Consider the following 15681-nt stretch of genomic DNA (forward strand, 5'->3'; position numbering starts at 1 on the left):
CGGGTGAACAGAGATGGAAAGCTATGAAACACAAATTCAAAGGTCAATTGATTATATTGAGGAAGATGTAATGGAAAAACAGACGCTGCGTAATTTAGCACGTATTGCAGGTTTTTCTGAGTCGCATTTTCATCGTGTATTTCAGGCATTAGTAGGTGATACAGTAATGGAGTATGTTCGAAAGCGGAGGTTAGCCCGGGCAGCTTACCAACTTTCTCATACGGATGAAAAAGTTATTGATATCGCATTTGAGCATGGCTTTCAATCTCACGAAACGTTCACGAGAGCCTTTAAGAAATTATTTCAAATGACACCGAGTGAATATCGAAAACAAGAAATTGAAACACCGATGTATTACAGCGTGAATGTAAAGCAAAGAAAATTAAATCCGTATTTAGGAGGCATACAAATGGAATATCGTATTGTAAATAAACCAGAATTTTTAATGGCAGGTTATGAACTGAAGACGACAAGTAAAGAGGGGAAGAACCATCAAGACATCCCAGCATTTTGGCAAGAATATTTACAAAAAGATCTTGGAACAACGATTCCGAATCGTAAAGATACGAGCCAATGGGTAGAGCTTGGATTATGTACTGATTTTAATTTAGAAACAGGGGACTTCACTTATATTATTGGAATGGAAGTTACAGACTTTGAAAATGTACCAAATGAAATTGCAAAGCGTACTTTCCCTGCAGCAACATATGCAGTATTTACAACGCCGAAAGTTCCTCATAAAGAAATGGTATCGTCTATTCACCAAACTTGGAATGCAGTATTCTCAGAATGGTTTCCGCATTCAGGGTATGAACATTGCGGAGTTACAGAGTTTGAACTGTACGATGAGCGTTGCCACGAAGATAAGAGTGAGTTTGCACAAGTAGAGCTTTGGATACCGGTGAAGAAAAAATAATAAGGTAAGAGCGAATCATTGGGAGATGGTTCGCTTTTTCATAAAAGGAGAAATGGGAAAATGTTCAAAAAACTAGAATGTGTATCTATACATACGAAAGATATAGAAAGATCAGTTTCTTTCTATAAAGAAATGGGAATGAAGCAAAACTGGATGATAGAAAGAGAACTAGAAGAAGGAGCTATTTGGACGTTAATAGGATTGAAGTTTCCAGATGAAAAAAGTTCGGAGTTAGTAATAAGCAATCATCCGGATATTAATTTTATGGAAGTCGAAGTATTAGTAGAAGATGTACAACAAACGTATGAGAGTTTAAAAGATAATAAAGATGTAAAGTGGATTCGCGAACCATTTCCAACAGAATCAGGACATGTTGCAGTAATGGAAGCACCTGATGAGAATGTGTTTGTGTTAGTAGGGAAATAGCTGAAATATGGAGTGACCTTTCATAGTGAGTTATGAAGGGTTATTTTTACTTTGTATAGTAGTAGAGGAAGTAGGTTAGTATTGTCGGTTTTTGTCGGTAAGTCGATATATTTAGAAAATCGCTGATATAATTCGAGTTGCGCTGATATATTCAAAAAATCGCTGATATAATTCGAGTTGCGCCGATATATTCAAAAAATCGCCGATATAATTTCATATACCGCTAAAACACCCCAAAAAAACGATCTGCATAATTTCAATTACCGCAAAACTCTCCCAGAAAAGAAAAAAAGACGCCACATAGCGTCTTTCCTACGAACGAAACGGAAACACAAGAATAATCGTCGTTCCTTTTCCGAGTGCACTATCAACGGAAATTGTCCCGTTATGAGCATGAACGAGCTGTTTTGTAATGGCTAGGCCAAGTCCAGTTCCTATGTTGCTTTCTTCTGTGTTTGTTCCGCGGTAATATCGTTCAAATAGAAGTTCTTTCGTTTTTTCATCCATTCCTTTTCCGTCATCTGAAATGGAGAGTGTAAAGGAATTAGCGTTTTGTGATAATTTTACGATGACAGTAGTTGTTTCGTTATTATGTTTTACAGCATTTACTAGTAAGTTTTCGATAATACGCTGGAACCATTTTTCTTCAATGAAATATTGAATTTTATTTGAGCTCGGTACGAATTCAATATTTTGATTTTGAAGTGTTGGATTGTTAATAAATTGCAATAATACTTTTTGGACGAACTGATTGATTTCAACGTTTACGTGTTGGGCAGGAAGGCTGTTATTTTTTAATTGATACGTTAAGCTTAAATCATCAATTAATGTCGTCATATATTGAGATTTCTCTTTCATAACACTACCAAATTGCTGAATATCACGATCAGTCCAGTTATATTGATTCGATTCGAGTAATAATGCGTAGCCATATATAGAGCTAAGTGGTGTTTTTAAGTCGTGTGTTAGACCGGTAATCCATTCTTCTCGTGTTTGCTGGAGGACTTGCCTCATCGCATCATTTTTTTTGAGTGTAATAGAAAGGTGTTCTAGTGAACTTGTTACATCTCTAAACAAACGGAATGACCATTTTTCTTTACCAGATCGCCGGAACCTGACGGGTTTTCCTTTTTTACTAATAGGTTCTTCATACTTTCCACCAGCGATATTTTTAAGCCAGCGCATCGCATGTAATAACGGTTTCCCGAATTTATTACCGTACCAAATAGAAAGAATGACTAAATAAACAAATACGATAAGAAGGATTAATCCGCATCCGATGAGAAACTTCTTAGTAAATACATCTTCAATTTCGTCATCTGGATAGTAGTGCTCATTTTTTGCAGTTACAACGAGAAGGTTGCCACTATTTGCATCGTAAAAGCTAGACGTGTTTTCTTTATGATTCCACGGTTCTTTTTCATTAAGGGCAATTTGTATTGCTGAAAATGTTTTTTTCTTTCCAGTTGGATAGGAAAAAACCTCTTCGCCATTTTGATTAAATATTTGAAGTGTTGCTTTTTCTTTAGACAGTAACTGTTTTTCTTGATCTGTTAATGCGAACGAATCCATCGTTAAAGAGGAATGCTCCTTTTGAATTGCTGTCAGTAACGCATTGCTTTTTAACATACCACCATAAATAACAAGTGCTTTCTTTTCTTCTAATTCAATTTCCCAATATGTAAATTTATAATTGCTTTCGATATGATGCTGTATATATGCGACTAAAGATGTCTTCGTATAAGCATCCGGAACATCATTTGGTGTATTAAAGTGGTAGAGGATTTTTCCGTTTTCATCTACAACTTGGAGCCAATCATTTTTCTCCTTTATTAAATCTTGCACTTCAGATTGTAACGAAATATGCCCATCTTCTGAAGAGATGTATCTTGAAATTGTAAAACTATCAGAATCCGGAATGTTAGGTTCGTATAAAGTACTAGTAAGAAGAAAAATTAAATAAGTAAAAGCAGCAACTACAGCGATAAGTAATGTAACTAAAACAAAAACGTGTTGCATGATAAATTGAATAATAAGTCGTTTATTAAAATTCATATCGTCACCCTACTTTGTAACGAACTTATAACCAAGCCCGCGAACGGTTTTTATATATTCTGGTTTACTTGGATCATGTTCAATTTTTTCACGTAGTTTTCGAATGTGGACCATAACAGTGTTGTCATCGCCATTATAGGCAGGTGCTCCCCAAACTTTTTCATATATTTCCTCTTTCGAAAATACGTAGTTCGGATTCTCGCAAAAGAAGAGTAGTAGTTGAAAGAGTTGAGCGGAGCATTCGACAATGTGCCCATCTACTGTTAGTTCTGCAGAGTGCTGATCAATTTCAAATCTTCCAAATGAAATCGAGTGTGATTTTTGTTCGTGTGGTACGGTTTGTTTCATATGTCTCCGAAGCTGTGCTTTCATACGTGCTACTACTTCTAATGGATTAAATGGTTTCGTAATATAATCATCTGCACCGTATGAAAATCCGGATATTTTATCTAAATCAGATGCTTTTGCTGATAGGAAGAAAATTGGACAATCTGTTTGTTGGCGAATGATTGGACAAATATCAAAACCAGATTGTCCAGGAAGCATTACATCTAAAATAATTAAATCGTAATTGTTTTGCTTAGTTAGAGATAAAGCTATTTCAGCTGATGTTGCAGTTGTAATATGAGAAAAGCCTTCTTTTTCAAGAATGGTAGTTAGTAATTGTAAAATTGCTGTTTCATCATCAACGAGTAAAATATTTGCTTGGTACATAAATATCCCTCCTAATTTTCTCGAATATCATATCATCATTTTGTAACTTATGGAATTTTTAAGGAAATTTTAAGGTTTTCTTTCGCAAAAAATTAAGAATCAAATGATATGATAAAAGTAACATAGGGGAGGAGATGAGTGTGAACCCGTTTCAAGTGATGCGAGCTAGATATTTTTTAATTGTATTTGCACTATTAATTTTAATAGCGAGAAGTAGTGGCGATTTGCTAACAAGTATATTTCATATACAAAATTCTTCTTTTATAAATATCCTTATATTCTATATCCTTCCGATGGTATGGATTTCTTATGAGTATAGAAAGCACCACATTTCATTTTCATTATTTGTTAATAAAAATGAAACATTTAACTTGGTACAAGTTTTATACATTACGGTTATGTTATGCATGTTTAGTTACGGGTATCTTATTTTGTATATGTATAGTTTTGCATGGATTACACCGGACTTTATTATGAACGCCCTGCATGAACCAATTGTAGATAGTACTGGGGGATATGTATCTCAAGTCATTAGGGTCGTATTCATCGCACCAATTATCGGGGAATTTGTTTTTCGCGGATTTTTACTTCAACGTTTTGCAACAAAATGGGGAACGAGCATAGCGACCATCGTTGTAGCAATATTGTTTGCGTTGTTACATGTTGATTTCCTCGGTGCAGCCATATTCAGCATCGTATTGTCAATCGTATATATTCGTACGAAAAGTTTACTCATGCCAATTGCAATACATATGTTAAACAATGCATTTGTAATAGGTGCGTCTTTTCTAATAAGTAGAGAAAAAATTATTAGTTTTGCCGATTTCTCAAATTATACGACATTCTTTCCTGGACTTATTATTTTTATAACAGGATTAAACTTAGTACTTATCTTTTTATTTGTTAATCGCAAATATTGGAGTAAAGAAGTGCCGGTTATATATGCAGAGCAGGAAAAGAGCTTTTCAGATGTAGTCGGGAGTAAATAAGATGAAGAAGACGGTTGAAAAAATATTAAAAGACATTATAGATTCTACGTCTATTACAGATATGTGTGATAAAAGCGTTTGTCATTTGCTTCAACCTGTAGTAGATACGATTGTGTTTCCAGAGTATTACTTATTTTCTAGTACTCATTTAAAAGAAAATATTATTTCTCTTCTTATTGTGTTCGGGGTTTTACTAATATTTGGTCTAATTGTAGAAGAAATGATGAAGCGCATCTTCAAAAAGAATGAAGAGAAGTATATGTGGATTCATAAAGTATTCGAGAAAGTAATGGTGGCTTTCCTTTTGTTTTATGGTATAAAAACAATCATTTACTTTATAGCTTTGAAACATCATTAATTCGAAATTTGAAAGGGATGTATAAAATTATATGAATGAAACGATATCATCAAATAAGTTTTTTTATTTGATTTTACTTAGTCTAGTGTTAATAACGACAGTGAATGTTATTTTGCGCTGGGAGGAAGCTTATTTTTTCATGTATTTAGCGCTCCATTTGCTAGGGATTTTATGTATAAGTGGTGGAGTCGTTACTGAAAAAAAGAATGAAGAAAGCGTTAACTATATGTGTGTGATCGGTCTTGTTTTACTTTTAGCCGTACAGGGTATTATGAAATATAGTTCTTTCTCTTTACAAGATTTTAGTTTATTAATAGATGTACTTCCTTAAAGAGGCTTTTTATTTTATCTAAAAAGGAAGTAGGGTACGTGTTGGTTTGTAAGTGTACGGATTGTGAACCGAAGAAAGTGTTTAAAGATAGGTAAAACTCTTCTTATGTAGAAGAGTTTTTTTATGTAAATAAAAAGATCCAGAGCAATTCACATAATAAGCTTGTTCTAATTTAGCGTGTACGAACTTACAATAATAATAGACAGGCAGCATAGAGGAGGGAATAGCGTGAAGAAGGTTATCGGTTGGTCGCTTTTTTTGTACGTTGGATTTGCGTTACTTATATATTGGTATTTATTTGGATGGAATCATGAACTTATTCCGGACATGTATAAGGGAACGAGTGCAGATCCAGAAACGTTTATGAGTACGAGAGAGCTTACGCTAAGCCAAGATTATTCGCGCGTGAAAAATTTACTATACTTTTTAGCGACGCCTCTTGAATGGATTATTTTATTATTTGTACTTGTGCTAGGTATTTCAAGAAAGTTTGAGAAATGGTCGAAGGAAACGACTAAAATAAGTGTTTTGCAAGTTGCGATTTATTTCTTTTATTTATCATTATTGACAACAGTGCTTGCCTTACCGATGCAATGGATTGGCCGGAAAGTGTCCGTTGATTACGGCATTTCAACACAAAGTACACAAAGCTGGATAAAAGATCATGTTATCGGTTTTTGGGAAAGTTATGCGACTATGTTAATCGTAGTTACCGTTCTATTATGGCTTATCCGTAAATTTCCGAAGAGATGGTGGCTCGCAGGATGGGCGCTCTCTGTTCCATTTACAATCTTTTTAACATTCATACAGCCTGTCGTTATTGATCCACTGTATAACGACTTCTCGACGCTGAAAAATAAAGAATTAGAAACGAAAATTTTAGCGATAGCAGACAAAGCGGACATTCCTGCTAAACACGTATATGAAGTAAATATGTCAGAAAAAACGAATGCATTAAATGCTTACGTAACAGGAATTGGCCCTAACGCCCGTATTGTAATGTGGGATACAACACTTAAGCAGTTAAAAGATAAAGAGATTTTATTTATAATGGCCCATGAAATGGGGCATTATGTTATGAAACATATATATTTTGGCGTTGCAAGTTATGTATTGCTATCGTTTATAGGTATGTTTTTAATTAGTCGTATTATAAATATGTGTATTCGCAAATGGGGAGATACATTGCAAATTTCAAAAGTAGCATGTTTCTCCATTTTACCTTTATTTTTCTTAATTTCTTCTGTCCTCTCTTTTGCAGCACAACCAGCAACAAACTACGTTTCACGTATAGAAGAAAGAGCGGCAGATCAATATGCTTTAAATATGACGAAGGATGGGAAATCTGGTGTGAAAACTTTTCAATATTTATCAAAAACAAGTTTAAGCCAAGTAAATCCGCCTGCGTTAGTAAAATTTTTCTTATACACGCACCCACCAATTTTTGAAAGAATTCATACGTTTGAACAATATGAGAAACAAAGCAAAAAGGAGTAGCATGATAGCTACTTCTTTTTTTATAGAGATATAAGTTTCATATTGGGAATATTTATCATTGCTTTTTATTACGATTTTGTAAATAATAAGCTATAAAATTCTAAAAATCTATATATAAAGGAATAAAGGTGGAAAAATGTATTTTTTACAAAATTTAAAAGTGAAATATAAATTATTAGCGCTTATTTCATTAGCAGTTTTAGGTATGGTAATTATGAGCAGTGTAGCAATTAATTCTATTAATAAGATTAAGCACGATACAGAGGTTGTAGTAGATGATTATCAATATTCTGCAATTTTATTAGAAGGAATGCTTCGTACACAAAATTCATTAGAATATAACTTACTAGAATTAATTACGGCATCACAAAATGAAGTGGCAAATAAAGAGGGGATAATTGATAATATTGAAAAGGATCTTAAAAAATATGATTCTTTATTAAAAGAATATGATGATGGTTTTAATTTAAGTAAGCAAGAGGATGAACTATTTCAGAAGATGAAGAAATCTTTGCCAAGTTATAAAGATACATATAAAAAATTATTTGAAAAGGCGAAGGCAACAAATGAGCCACAAATGGTAAATGAATTTCAGAAGGAATTAAAACCGAAGGGAATAGAGTTAGCTGGTTATGCAGTGGATCTAGAATCGTATGTTTCAAATTTAGCTGACCAAGTATTTAAAGATTCTCAAAAAATGATTGATCGTTCCGTTATTACCTTTATCATTCTTGTAGTATTTACTACAATCGTTATATGTATAGTAAGTTATATTATTAGCAAGCTCATAGTTGCTCCTTTACAAACGGTTAGTCGTATGATGGAAAGAGCGAAAGAAGGAGATTTAACCGTACATGGTGATTATACTGCTAAGGATGAATTAGGTGTATTAGTAAGTAATTTTAACGAGATGATTGCAGGGCTAAGAACAAATATGCAAGAAGTAGAGAATAATATTCAGCTTTTATTCCAACATGCAGACGGAGTAGTATCTGCATCAGAAGTATCTAGTAGTGCAGCGAAGAAAATCACTATGGATATTGAAGAAGTTGCAAATGGTGCAGAGAGTCAAATGCAAGCAATGGAACAAACTGCGGGTGCGATGGAAGAGTTGACGCAAGGAATGCAGAGTATAGTCAATACATCATCCTCTGTAAATGAATTATCTGCTCAATCAGCATTAGATGCAGAGAGTGGTAACAAATTAATGAAACAAATGATTCAACAGATGGATACAATCCAAAATTCGGTACATAGCGGTGTGAAACAAGTAGAGACTATGAAAGAACAATCAGAAGAAATTGTTAAAATCATTGATGTTATGCAAGGTATTACCTCCCAGATTAACTTATTAGCATTAAACGCCGCAATTGAGGCTGCACGTGCTGGTGAAAGTGGTAGAGGATTTGCAATTGTGGCAGATGAAGTGCGGAAATTAGCAGAACAATCTAGTGATTCTGCAAAACAAATTGAGAATCTTATTACTCAAGTTATGGGAACAACGAACCATACGGTACATATGATGGGGAAAGTAGATAATGAGGTACAGGCAGGTACACAAGTAGTAATGCATACAGAAAAAGTATTTGGAACAATTACAGAAAAAGTACAGCAAGTATCTGAGCAAATTCAAACGGTATCTATGTCTACAGATGAAATTGCAGCGAGTAGTGAGGAAATCTCGGCTTCTGCAGAAGACATGGCTCAAATTTCCCAAAGATCATCTGACCGAACTGATAGGGTAAAAGAGTCTATTCAACAGCAAGAAAAATCTGTTCAAGAGATTTCGGTTTCAATTGAACATATGCATAACGCAGCAGGAAAATTAAAACAAATAGTTGCCCAATTTACTCTTCAAAAGTAGTAGCATATTTGAGTGTTAATAAATATAAAAAAATCATCCTCTTTTAAGAAAAAAGGATGATTTTTTTATCCCGTTATTTGCTGGGCAGTAAGACCCCCACCTCAAAATTCAGCGAAAGCGAGTTATCAGTGAAGGGGGATACTACCTCTGAAATATAAACCATGAATATAGTAATCTCCATTAGGCATCTCCTTTAGGTGCCAATAAAGGGAAGTTATAAAGTGAAAAGGAGTTTATAAAGAGATTGTAGAATGTTTTAGTATATAACACCTTAGATGTGACAACTTCCTTTTTGAAAAAGAAAGAAGGGGGTATAAAGCAGAAAGGTAGTGGAAATATTTCTTCTAGAAGATTTGCATTTTATCTTACATTCACAAAAAAAATAGTACTCCTGAAACAATGAAGTTCATTTTATTTGAATGAAATAGGGAGAGAGGATAATGAAGAAAAAAATATTGGGTGTAATGATGATTGCGACAATGGCAGGAGGTATATTTGCAGGGGCGAATGTGACACCTGTAAAAGCGGAAGAGTATCCACAAATGATTGTGTTTGAAGATGTTCCATACGGATTTTGGGCATATGATGCTATTATGGATTTAGCGTATCATAAAATTATATTAGGGTATGGAAACGGGAAGTATGGTGTTGGCGATCTTATAACACGTGAACAAGTAGCTGGGACTATTTACAGAACACTTGAGATAAAAGAAGAAGGGCCAGTAGCGAATCCATATAAAGATGTTTCTGATAGTACAACCACTTTTAAAAAGGAAATTTTAGCGTTAACAAAACGTGGTGTTTTTACAGGGGATGGCCAAGGGGATTTTAGGCCGAAAGCACCAATCTCTAGAGCGGAAATGGCTGTCATTTTAAAACGAGCATTTAATTTTGAAACGAAACAAAAACATACATTTAAAGATATTCCAAAAGGTCACTGGGCAGAAGATGCAATTAGTGCGTTACAATCTAATAATGTTGTGAGAGGAACTGGGAATGGCATGTATGAATTAAATCGCCCTGTACCTAGAGAACAATATGCTCAGTTTATTAATAATGCGATTATTAATTATCATTTGAAAGAGGATTGGAAGTAGAGTGAAATATGAAAGCACAAATAGAAAAATTTGTGCTTTTTTGTTTGTTTAAAAAAGAATTATTATTCGTATTTATGTATTTTTATGGTTATAAACAAGCTTTATAATCAACCCGATGAAAAAGACATGATGTGTAATATGATTCACAAAACCGTCACGAAATGTGTCGGAAAATATATTGTCACTATACCATTTATTCTGTATATTTTTAAAAAAACATATACATATTGGGGAGATAATTTGATGAGCAAAAAATTATTAAAAACAGCTACAGCATTAACAATTATGGGTGGGGTGTTATTCTCAGCAGAGAGTAATAGTGTAAAAGCGGAAAGTGCACCGTTGCAAAAAGCAAATACAATTGTATTTAAAGATGTACCAAAAGGACATTGGGCATATGAGGCAATTCATGAATTAGCGGAACAAGAAATTATTTTGGGATATGGCGATGGAATATTCGGTTTTGGGGATAATGTAACACGTGAGCAAGTTGCAGCTTTAATTTACCGTGTGTTTGATATGGAAGAACAAGATGAATATGAAAACCCATATGGAGATATCGATGAAAATTCAACAAGCTTTATCGAGGAGATATTGGCTCTAACGGAAATCGGAATTTTCCAGGGAGACGAGAATGGAAACTTTAGACCGAAGGCGACGTTAACGCGTGCGGAAATGGCACAAGTTCTTACGAATGCTTTTGACCTACAGGCAAAGGGATCTCATAACTTTAATGATGTTTCAGCAAATTCATGGGCAACGAATGCAATTAGTGCAGTACAAACAAATGGTATTACACTGGGAATCGGAGAAGGTAAATTCGGTCCGTCTATGAAGGTAACGAGAGAACAATACGCACAGTTTTTACATAGAGCAATATTGCATGATATGGAACAAGGGCAGTAATAAAGTTTAACTAGTCAAAGTGAAATTCAAAAATAATACAAAAAGGTCGTTGTTGTATAACAGCGGCCTTTTTTGTATGAAATAAAGCGCGAAAGAATGGCGTTTTGAAAAAAAGCGAAATGAATTTTCAAAAAAAACTTCCTTTTCTGAAGATTTGTTATATAATATAAAACATGAAATCAAATCTGTTATAAAACAGTTTAAGAAGGGGATGCTAATATGTCGACGCAAACTTCACGGGTTACATTGCCCGGAGAAATGTTACCAGCGTACAGCGAAATATTGACACCTGAGGTGCTTAGTTTTTTGAAGGAACTACATGAGAATTTTAATGAGCGCCGCATAGAACTTTTACAAAAACGTGTAGAAAAACAAAAGAGAATTGATGCAGGGGAGTTTCCGAAGTTTCTAGAAGAAACAAAACACATACGTGAAGCGGATTGGACAATTGCCAAGCTGCCAAAAGACTTAGAGGATCGCCGTGTAGAGATTACTGGACCGGTAGATAGAAAGATGGTCATTAACGCTTTAAATTCAGGAGCGCATCTTTTTATGGCGGATTTTGAAGATTCGAATTCACCAACTTGGGAAAATGCAGTGGAAGGTCAAATCAATTTACGAGATGCAGTAAAGGGAACGATTTCACATGAAAATGATAAAGGGAAAGAATATAGATTAAATGAGAAAACAGCTGTACTCATTGTACGTCCAAGAGGATGGCATTTAGAGGAAAAGCATATGCAAGTTGATGGGAAAAATATGTCGGGTAGCTTAGTAGACTTCGGCTTGTACTTTTTCCATAATGCGAAAGCTCTTTTAGCAAAAGGGAGCGGCCCATACTTTTACTTACCGAAAATGGAAAGTTATTTAGAAGCGAGATTATGGAATGATGTATTCGTATTTGCTCAAAAATATATCGGCATTCCAAATGGAACGATTAAAGCAACTGTGTTACTGGAAACGATTCACGCTTCGTTTGAAATGGATGAAATTTTGTATGAGCTAAAAGATCATTCTGCTGGCTTAAACTGCGGAAGATGGGATTATATTTTTAGCTTTTTAAAGAGTTTCCGTAATCATAATAAATTCTTACTACCAGATAGAGCACAAGTCACGATGACGGCGCCATTTATGCGTTCGTATTCTTTGAAAGTAATTCAAACATGTCACCGCCGTAATGCACCAGCAATTGGAGGAATGGCGGCACAAATTCCGATTAAAAATAATCCAGAAGCAAATGAAGCAGCTTTTGAAAAAGTGCGTGCTGATAAGGAACGCGAAGCTTTAGACGGTCATGACGGGACTTGGGTTGCCCACCCTGGACTTGTACCGGTTGCAATGGAAGTGTTTAATCACATTATGAAAACACCAAATCAAATTTTTAGAAAACGTGAAGAAATATGTGTAACAGAAAGCGATTTACTAGAGGTACCGGTGGGAACGATTACAGAAGAGGGCCTTCGCATGAATATTAGCGTAGGTATTCAATATATTGCATCTTGGTTAAGCGGACGGGGAGCAGCACCCATTTATAACTTAATGGAAGATGCGGCAACAGCTGAAATTTCAAGAGCACAAGTATGGCAATGGATTCGTCATGAAGGTGGAAAACTAAATGATGGTCGTAATATTACGCTTGAATTAATGGAAGAATTAAAAGAAGAAGAATTAGCAAAAATAGAAAGAGAGATTGGTAAGGAAGCCTTTAAGAAAGGGAGATTCCAAGAGGCGACAACGTTGTTTACAAATCTCGTTCGAAATGATGAATTCGTACCATTTTTAACATTACCGGGTTATGAAATTTTATAAAAAATGAAAAGGGGATGGAACAAATGAAAAACGAAAGAATCGAGAAGTTACAAGAAAGCTGGGAATTAGATGAGCGTTGGAAAGGGATCGCACGTCCATATTCGGCAGAAGATGTAATTCGCCTGCGCGGGTCAATTGATATTGAACATACGTTAGCGCGTCGTGGTGCTGAGAAGCTTTGGACATCGCTTCATACAGAAGACTATATTAACGCACTTGGCGCATTAACAGGAAACCAAGCGATGCAACAAGTAAAAGCTGGGTTAAAAGCGATTTACTTAAGTGGTTGGCAAGTAGCAGCTGATGCAAACCTTTCTGGGCATATGTATCCAGACCAAAGTTTATATCCAGCGAACAGCGTACCTGCTGTAGTAAAACGAATTAATCAAACGCTTCAACGTGCGGATCAAATTCAGCATATGGAAGGAAGCGATGATACAGACTATTTCGTACCGATTGTAGCAGATGCAGAAGCTGGATTTGGTGGGCAATTAAATGTATTCGAACTGATGAAAGGTATGATTGAAGCAGGTGCATCAGGTGTGCATTTTGAAGATCAATTATCTTCAGAGAAAAAATGTGGCCATTTAGGCGGAAAAGTACTACTACCAACGCAAACAGCAGTACGCAATTTAATTTCTGCACGCCTTGCAGCAGATGTAATGGGAGTGCCGACAATTATCGTTGCAAGAACAGATGCGGATGCAGCTGATTTAATTACGAGCGATATTGATCCTGTTGATAAAGCATTTATTACAGGAGAAAGAACACCAGAAGGGTTTTACCGTACGAATGCAGGTCTTGATCAAGCAATTGCGCGCGGTTTAGCGTATGCACCGTACGCAGACCTCGTTTGGTGTGAAACGTCAGAACCAAATTTAGAAGATGCAAAACGATTTGCGGACGCAATTCATAAGGAGCATCCAGGGAAGCTACTTGCATATAACTGCTCACCTTCATTCAACTGGAAACAAAAACTAGATGAAAAAACAATTGCAAGCTTCCAAAAGGAAATCGCATCTTACGGTTACAAGTTCCAATTCGTAACACTTGCTGGATTCCATTCATTAAATTACGGTATGTTTGAACTAGCACGTGGCTATAAAGAGCGCGGCATGGCAGCATACTCTGAACTACAACAAGCAGAATTCGCAGCTGAAAAACATGGCTACTCTGCAACACGTCATCAACGCGAAGTAGGAACAGGCTACTTTGATGAAGTGGCACAAGTGATTACAGGCGGAACTTCATCAACGACAGCGTTAAAAGGATCTACGGAAGAAGCACAGTTTACGAAATAAAAGGAAGGGGCACCTTTTTGAAAGGTGCCCCTTGTTATTTTCTAAACGATTCGAAAAGAGAGATTGAGTTGTCGGCAAAAAACGATACTAACTTTTCTTTATTACTAAATCAACTCCACTCAGCCCTATGATCACGAATAAACTTCATATCTTTCTCATAATGCTCTAGATGTCCTTCATCGATCATTCTTTGGAAATTCAAGTCGCCTTCTTGAGCTTTTCGTTTCATATATGTACATAACCCTTCTAATCGAAGCAACACCATTCCTAAGTAATCTTCATCCATATTTTTATCATAGGACTGAACGAACAAATTCACTCTCTCTTTAATACGATCTGCATGTTGCGATGAGTCATAATGAACGGCTTCACCGGATTCAGTATAATACACTCTACTTAAAGGCACACAAGTATAGAGTGTATAAGCGATATCCCATAGTCTTGGACCAGGAGCAGCAACATCGAAATCAATAATCCCTACTGGCTTCTCATTATTAAAAATAATGTTATATATGGCAAAATCATTGTGACATAAAACCTCAATGTTATTTGGAGTATGATCCATCGGTTTCCAATCAGCTAATAACGGAAAATCACTTACAGCATCATGGTAAAGGCGGAGCATCTTTGCTATTTTTTTTAATACATCATTAGATCGCATATATTCTTTTAAAGGATAATTGCCAGCTTCTCCTTCAATAAAGGATAAAATCTCTCTATCCTTTTCATCTACACCTAAAAACTTTGGAGCATAATGAAATCCTTTGTTTTCTAAATGTTGCAATAGCTTATGAATCTTTTCACTGTCTGGCTTTAACTCTCGCCGAACAGTATTTTTAGAACGATATACGCTTGAGACGTTTCCCCCTGTTAGCCTTTCTTCTTTAGCGTAGTTTGACATGTGAAAATTCCCCCTGTGATTAAAAAATCCAATTCCAAATAGTGAATAGACCAACAACGGCAGAAAAGAGAAGGGAAGCAAGCAATGCTAGACAGCCAAAAGGAACTAGCTTATCTTTCCATGTTTCTTTATACTCATAAATTAACTCCTCTGCTACTTTCTTCTGCACTGAAGATAAAGGTTGATCTTTATACAAACCTTTTATATGGTTAGAATCGCCTTTAAACTTTAAAGCACGTGCAATATGATGAGGACTATTTCCCATTGATTTTTCAAATAATAAACATGATTCATGCATAATACCTGTTTTATGCTCTTCTAGATACCAGTAACGTCCAGCCATTTCTGGATATTGTAATTTATAATAAATATCTCCGAGTTGTTTTCGAAGATGTAATTCATTTGGGTATGTAAAGATGAGGCCATGCAATCTATCTCTTGCTTTTCCAAGATTATTATTTTCAATATCCTCTTCAATTCTTTTTAATGTTTTTTTAGGAATTTTATTGGTCATAAA

The 15681-nt window shown here is 35.3% G+C and carries 15 protein-coding genes and 1 pseudogene; 12 read left to right on the forward strand and 4 right to left on the reverse strand.

What is annotated here, in order from left to right:
* Positions 1–13 precede the first annotated feature (13 nt).
* Both BHV55_RS05940 and BHV55_RS05945 read left to right on the forward strand, forming a co-directional pair.
* On the forward strand, positions 14–916 hold the full coding sequence (locus BHV55_RS05940; RefSeq protein ID WP_000446844.1) for an AraC family transcriptional regulator: 903 nt from the start codon (positions 14–16) through the stop codon (positions 914–916).
* Between the two features lie 60 nt (positions 917–976).
* Complete coding sequence (locus tag BHV55_RS05945; RefSeq protein WP_000473642.1) at positions 977–1342, forward strand: VOC family protein; 366 nt, start codon at positions 977–979, stop codon at positions 1340–1342.
* 312 nt (positions 1343–1654) lie between these two features.
* Here BHV55_RS05945 and BHV55_RS05950 read toward each other — a convergent pair whose 3' ends face one another.
* Both BHV55_RS05950 and BHV55_RS05955 read right to left on the reverse strand, forming a co-directional pair.
* Positions 1655–3397, reverse strand: coding sequence for a sensor histidine kinase (locus BHV55_RS05950; RefSeq protein ID WP_001010440.1), 1743 nt, complete (start codon positions 3395–3397; stop codon positions 1655–1657).
* A gap of 9 nt (positions 3398–3406) precedes the next feature.
* Positions 3407–4111 carry a response regulator transcription factor gene (locus BHV55_RS05955; RefSeq protein ID WP_029442109.1) on the reverse strand — a complete coding sequence of 235 codons (705 nt, stop codon included), beginning with the start codon at positions 4109–4111 and terminating at the stop codon, positions 3407–3409.
* Positions 4112–4251: 140 nt separating this feature from the next.
* Between BHV55_RS05955 and BHV55_RS05960 the strand changes: the two genes are divergently transcribed.
* From BHV55_RS05960 to aceA, 10 genes and pseudogenes are all read left to right on the forward strand, one after another.
* A complete protein-coding gene (locus tag BHV55_RS05960; RefSeq protein ID WP_001067984.1) occupies positions 4252–5100 on the forward strand; it encodes a CPBP family intramembrane glutamic endopeptidase in 849 nt (282 codons plus the stop codon).
* A gap of 1 nt (position 5101) precedes the next feature.
* Positions 5102–5458: a hypothetical protein gene (locus BHV55_RS05965; protein ID WP_025967000.1), complete on the forward strand. Its 357-nt coding sequence runs from the start codon at positions 5102–5104 to the stop codon at positions 5456–5458.
* 31 nt (positions 5459–5489) lie between these two features.
* Complete coding sequence (locus BHV55_RS05970) at positions 5490–5789, forward strand: DUF2101 family protein (protein ID WP_001006050.1); 300 nt, start codon at positions 5490–5492, stop codon at positions 5787–5789.
* Positions 5790–6017: 228 nt separating this feature from the next.
* Complete coding sequence (locus tag BHV55_RS05975; RefSeq protein WP_000755729.1) at positions 6018–7286, forward strand: M48 family metallopeptidase; 1269 nt, start codon at positions 6018–6020, stop codon at positions 7284–7286.
* A 136-nt stretch (positions 7287–7422) separates the two neighbouring features.
* Positions 7423–8202, forward strand: a pseudogene (locus tag BHV55_RS27845) (MCP four helix bundle domain-containing protein); the annotation flags it as partial.
* 156 nt (positions 8203–8358) lie between these two features.
* Positions 8359–9150: a methyl-accepting chemotaxis protein gene (locus BHV55_RS27850; RefSeq protein WP_404978265.1), complete on the forward strand. Its 792-nt coding sequence runs from the start codon at positions 8359–8361 to the stop codon at positions 9148–9150.
* Between the two features lie 440 nt (positions 9151–9590).
* The gene (locus BHV55_RS05985) at positions 9591–10247 is read left to right on the forward strand and encodes an S-layer homology domain-containing protein (protein ID WP_000727094.1); all 657 of its coding nucleotides are present in this window, start codon (positions 9591–9593) and stop codon (positions 10245–10247) included.
* Positions 10248–10385: 138 nt separating this feature from the next.
* Positions 10386–11153 carry an S-layer homology domain-containing protein gene (locus BHV55_RS05990; protein WP_113710744.1) on the forward strand — a complete coding sequence of 256 codons (768 nt, stop codon included), beginning with the start codon at positions 10386–10388 and terminating at the stop codon, positions 11151–11153.
* A 219-nt stretch (positions 11154–11372) separates the two neighbouring features.
* Positions 11373–12962 (forward strand): malate synthase A, encoded by a 1590-nt coding sequence (gene aceB, locus BHV55_RS05995; RefSeq protein ID WP_048568233.1) that lies wholly within the window; start codon positions 11373–11375, stop codon positions 12960–12962.
* A gap of 23 nt (positions 12963–12985) precedes the next feature.
* On the forward strand, positions 12986–14263 hold the full coding sequence (gene aceA / locus BHV55_RS06000) for an isocitrate lyase (protein WP_070757221.1): 1278 nt from the start codon (positions 12986–12988) through the stop codon (positions 14261–14263).
* A 109-nt stretch (positions 14264–14372) separates the two neighbouring features.
* Here the strand turns inward: aceA and BHV55_RS06005 are convergent, their stop codons facing one another.
* The gene (locus BHV55_RS06005; protein ID WP_048568232.1) at positions 14373–15164 is read right to left on the reverse strand and encodes a phosphotransferase; all 792 of its coding nucleotides are present in this window, start codon (positions 15162–15164) and stop codon (positions 14373–14375) included.
* 19 nt (positions 15165–15183) lie between these two features.
* Positions 15184–15678: a DUF6584 family protein gene (locus BHV55_RS06010; protein WP_000182386.1), complete on the reverse strand. Its 495-nt coding sequence runs from the start codon at positions 15676–15678 to the stop codon at positions 15184–15186.
* Positions 15679–15681: the final 3 nt, after the last annotated feature.

Origin of the sequence: Bacillus sp. RZ2MS9 (genome assembly GCF_001816185.2) — a bacterium.
In the GTDB taxonomy this organism is placed as follows: domain Bacteria; phylum Bacillota; class Bacilli; order Bacillales; family Bacillaceae_G; genus Bacillus_A; species Bacillus_A cereus.

Bases quoted from the DNA above. Each gene is read 5' to 3' on its own strand.
- BHV55_RS05940 (WP_000446844.1), top strand. From the start codon at position 14: ATGGAAAGCTATGAAACACAAATTCAAAGGTCAATTGATTATATTGAG.
- BHV55_RS05945 (WP_000473642.1), top strand. From the start codon at position 977: ATGTTCAAAAAACTAGAATGTGTATCTATACATACGAAAGATATAGAA.
- BHV55_RS05950 (WP_001010440.1), bottom strand. From the start codon at position 3,397: ATGAATTTTAATAAACGACTTATTATTCAATTTATCATGCAACACGTT.
- BHV55_RS05955 (WP_029442109.1), bottom strand. From the start codon at position 4,111: ATGTACCAAGCAAATATTTTACTCGTTGATGATGAAACAGCAATTTTA.
- BHV55_RS05965 (WP_025967000.1), top strand. From the start codon at position 5,102: ATGAAGAAGACGGTTGAAAAAATATTAAAAGACATTATAGATTCTACG.
- BHV55_RS05970 (WP_001006050.1), top strand. From the start codon at position 5,490: ATGAATGAAACGATATCATCAAATAAGTTTTTTTATTTGATTTTACTT.
- BHV55_RS27850 (WP_404978265.1), top strand. From the start codon at position 8,359: ATGCAAGCAATGGAACAAACTGCGGGTGCGATGGAAGAGTTGACGCAA.
- BHV55_RS05985 (WP_000727094.1), top strand. From the start codon at position 9,591: ATGAAGAAAAAAATATTGGGTGTAATGATGATTGCGACAATGGCAGGA.
- BHV55_RS05990 (WP_113710744.1), top strand. From the start codon at position 10,386: ATGATTCACAAAACCGTCACGAAATGTGTCGGAAAATATATTGTCACT.
- aceB (WP_048568233.1), top strand. From the start codon at position 11,373: ATGTCGACGCAAACTTCACGGGTTACATTGCCCGGAGAAATGTTACCA.
- aceA (WP_070757221.1), top strand. From the start codon at position 12,986: ATGAAAAACGAAAGAATCGAGAAGTTACAAGAAAGCTGGGAATTAGAT.
- BHV55_RS06005 (WP_048568232.1), bottom strand. From the start codon at position 15,164: ATGTCAAACTACGCTAAAGAAGAAAGGCTAACAGGGGGAAACGTCTCA.
- BHV55_RS06010 (WP_000182386.1), bottom strand. From the start codon at position 15,678: ATGACCAATAAAATTCCTAAAAAAACATTAAAAAGAATTGAAGAGGAT.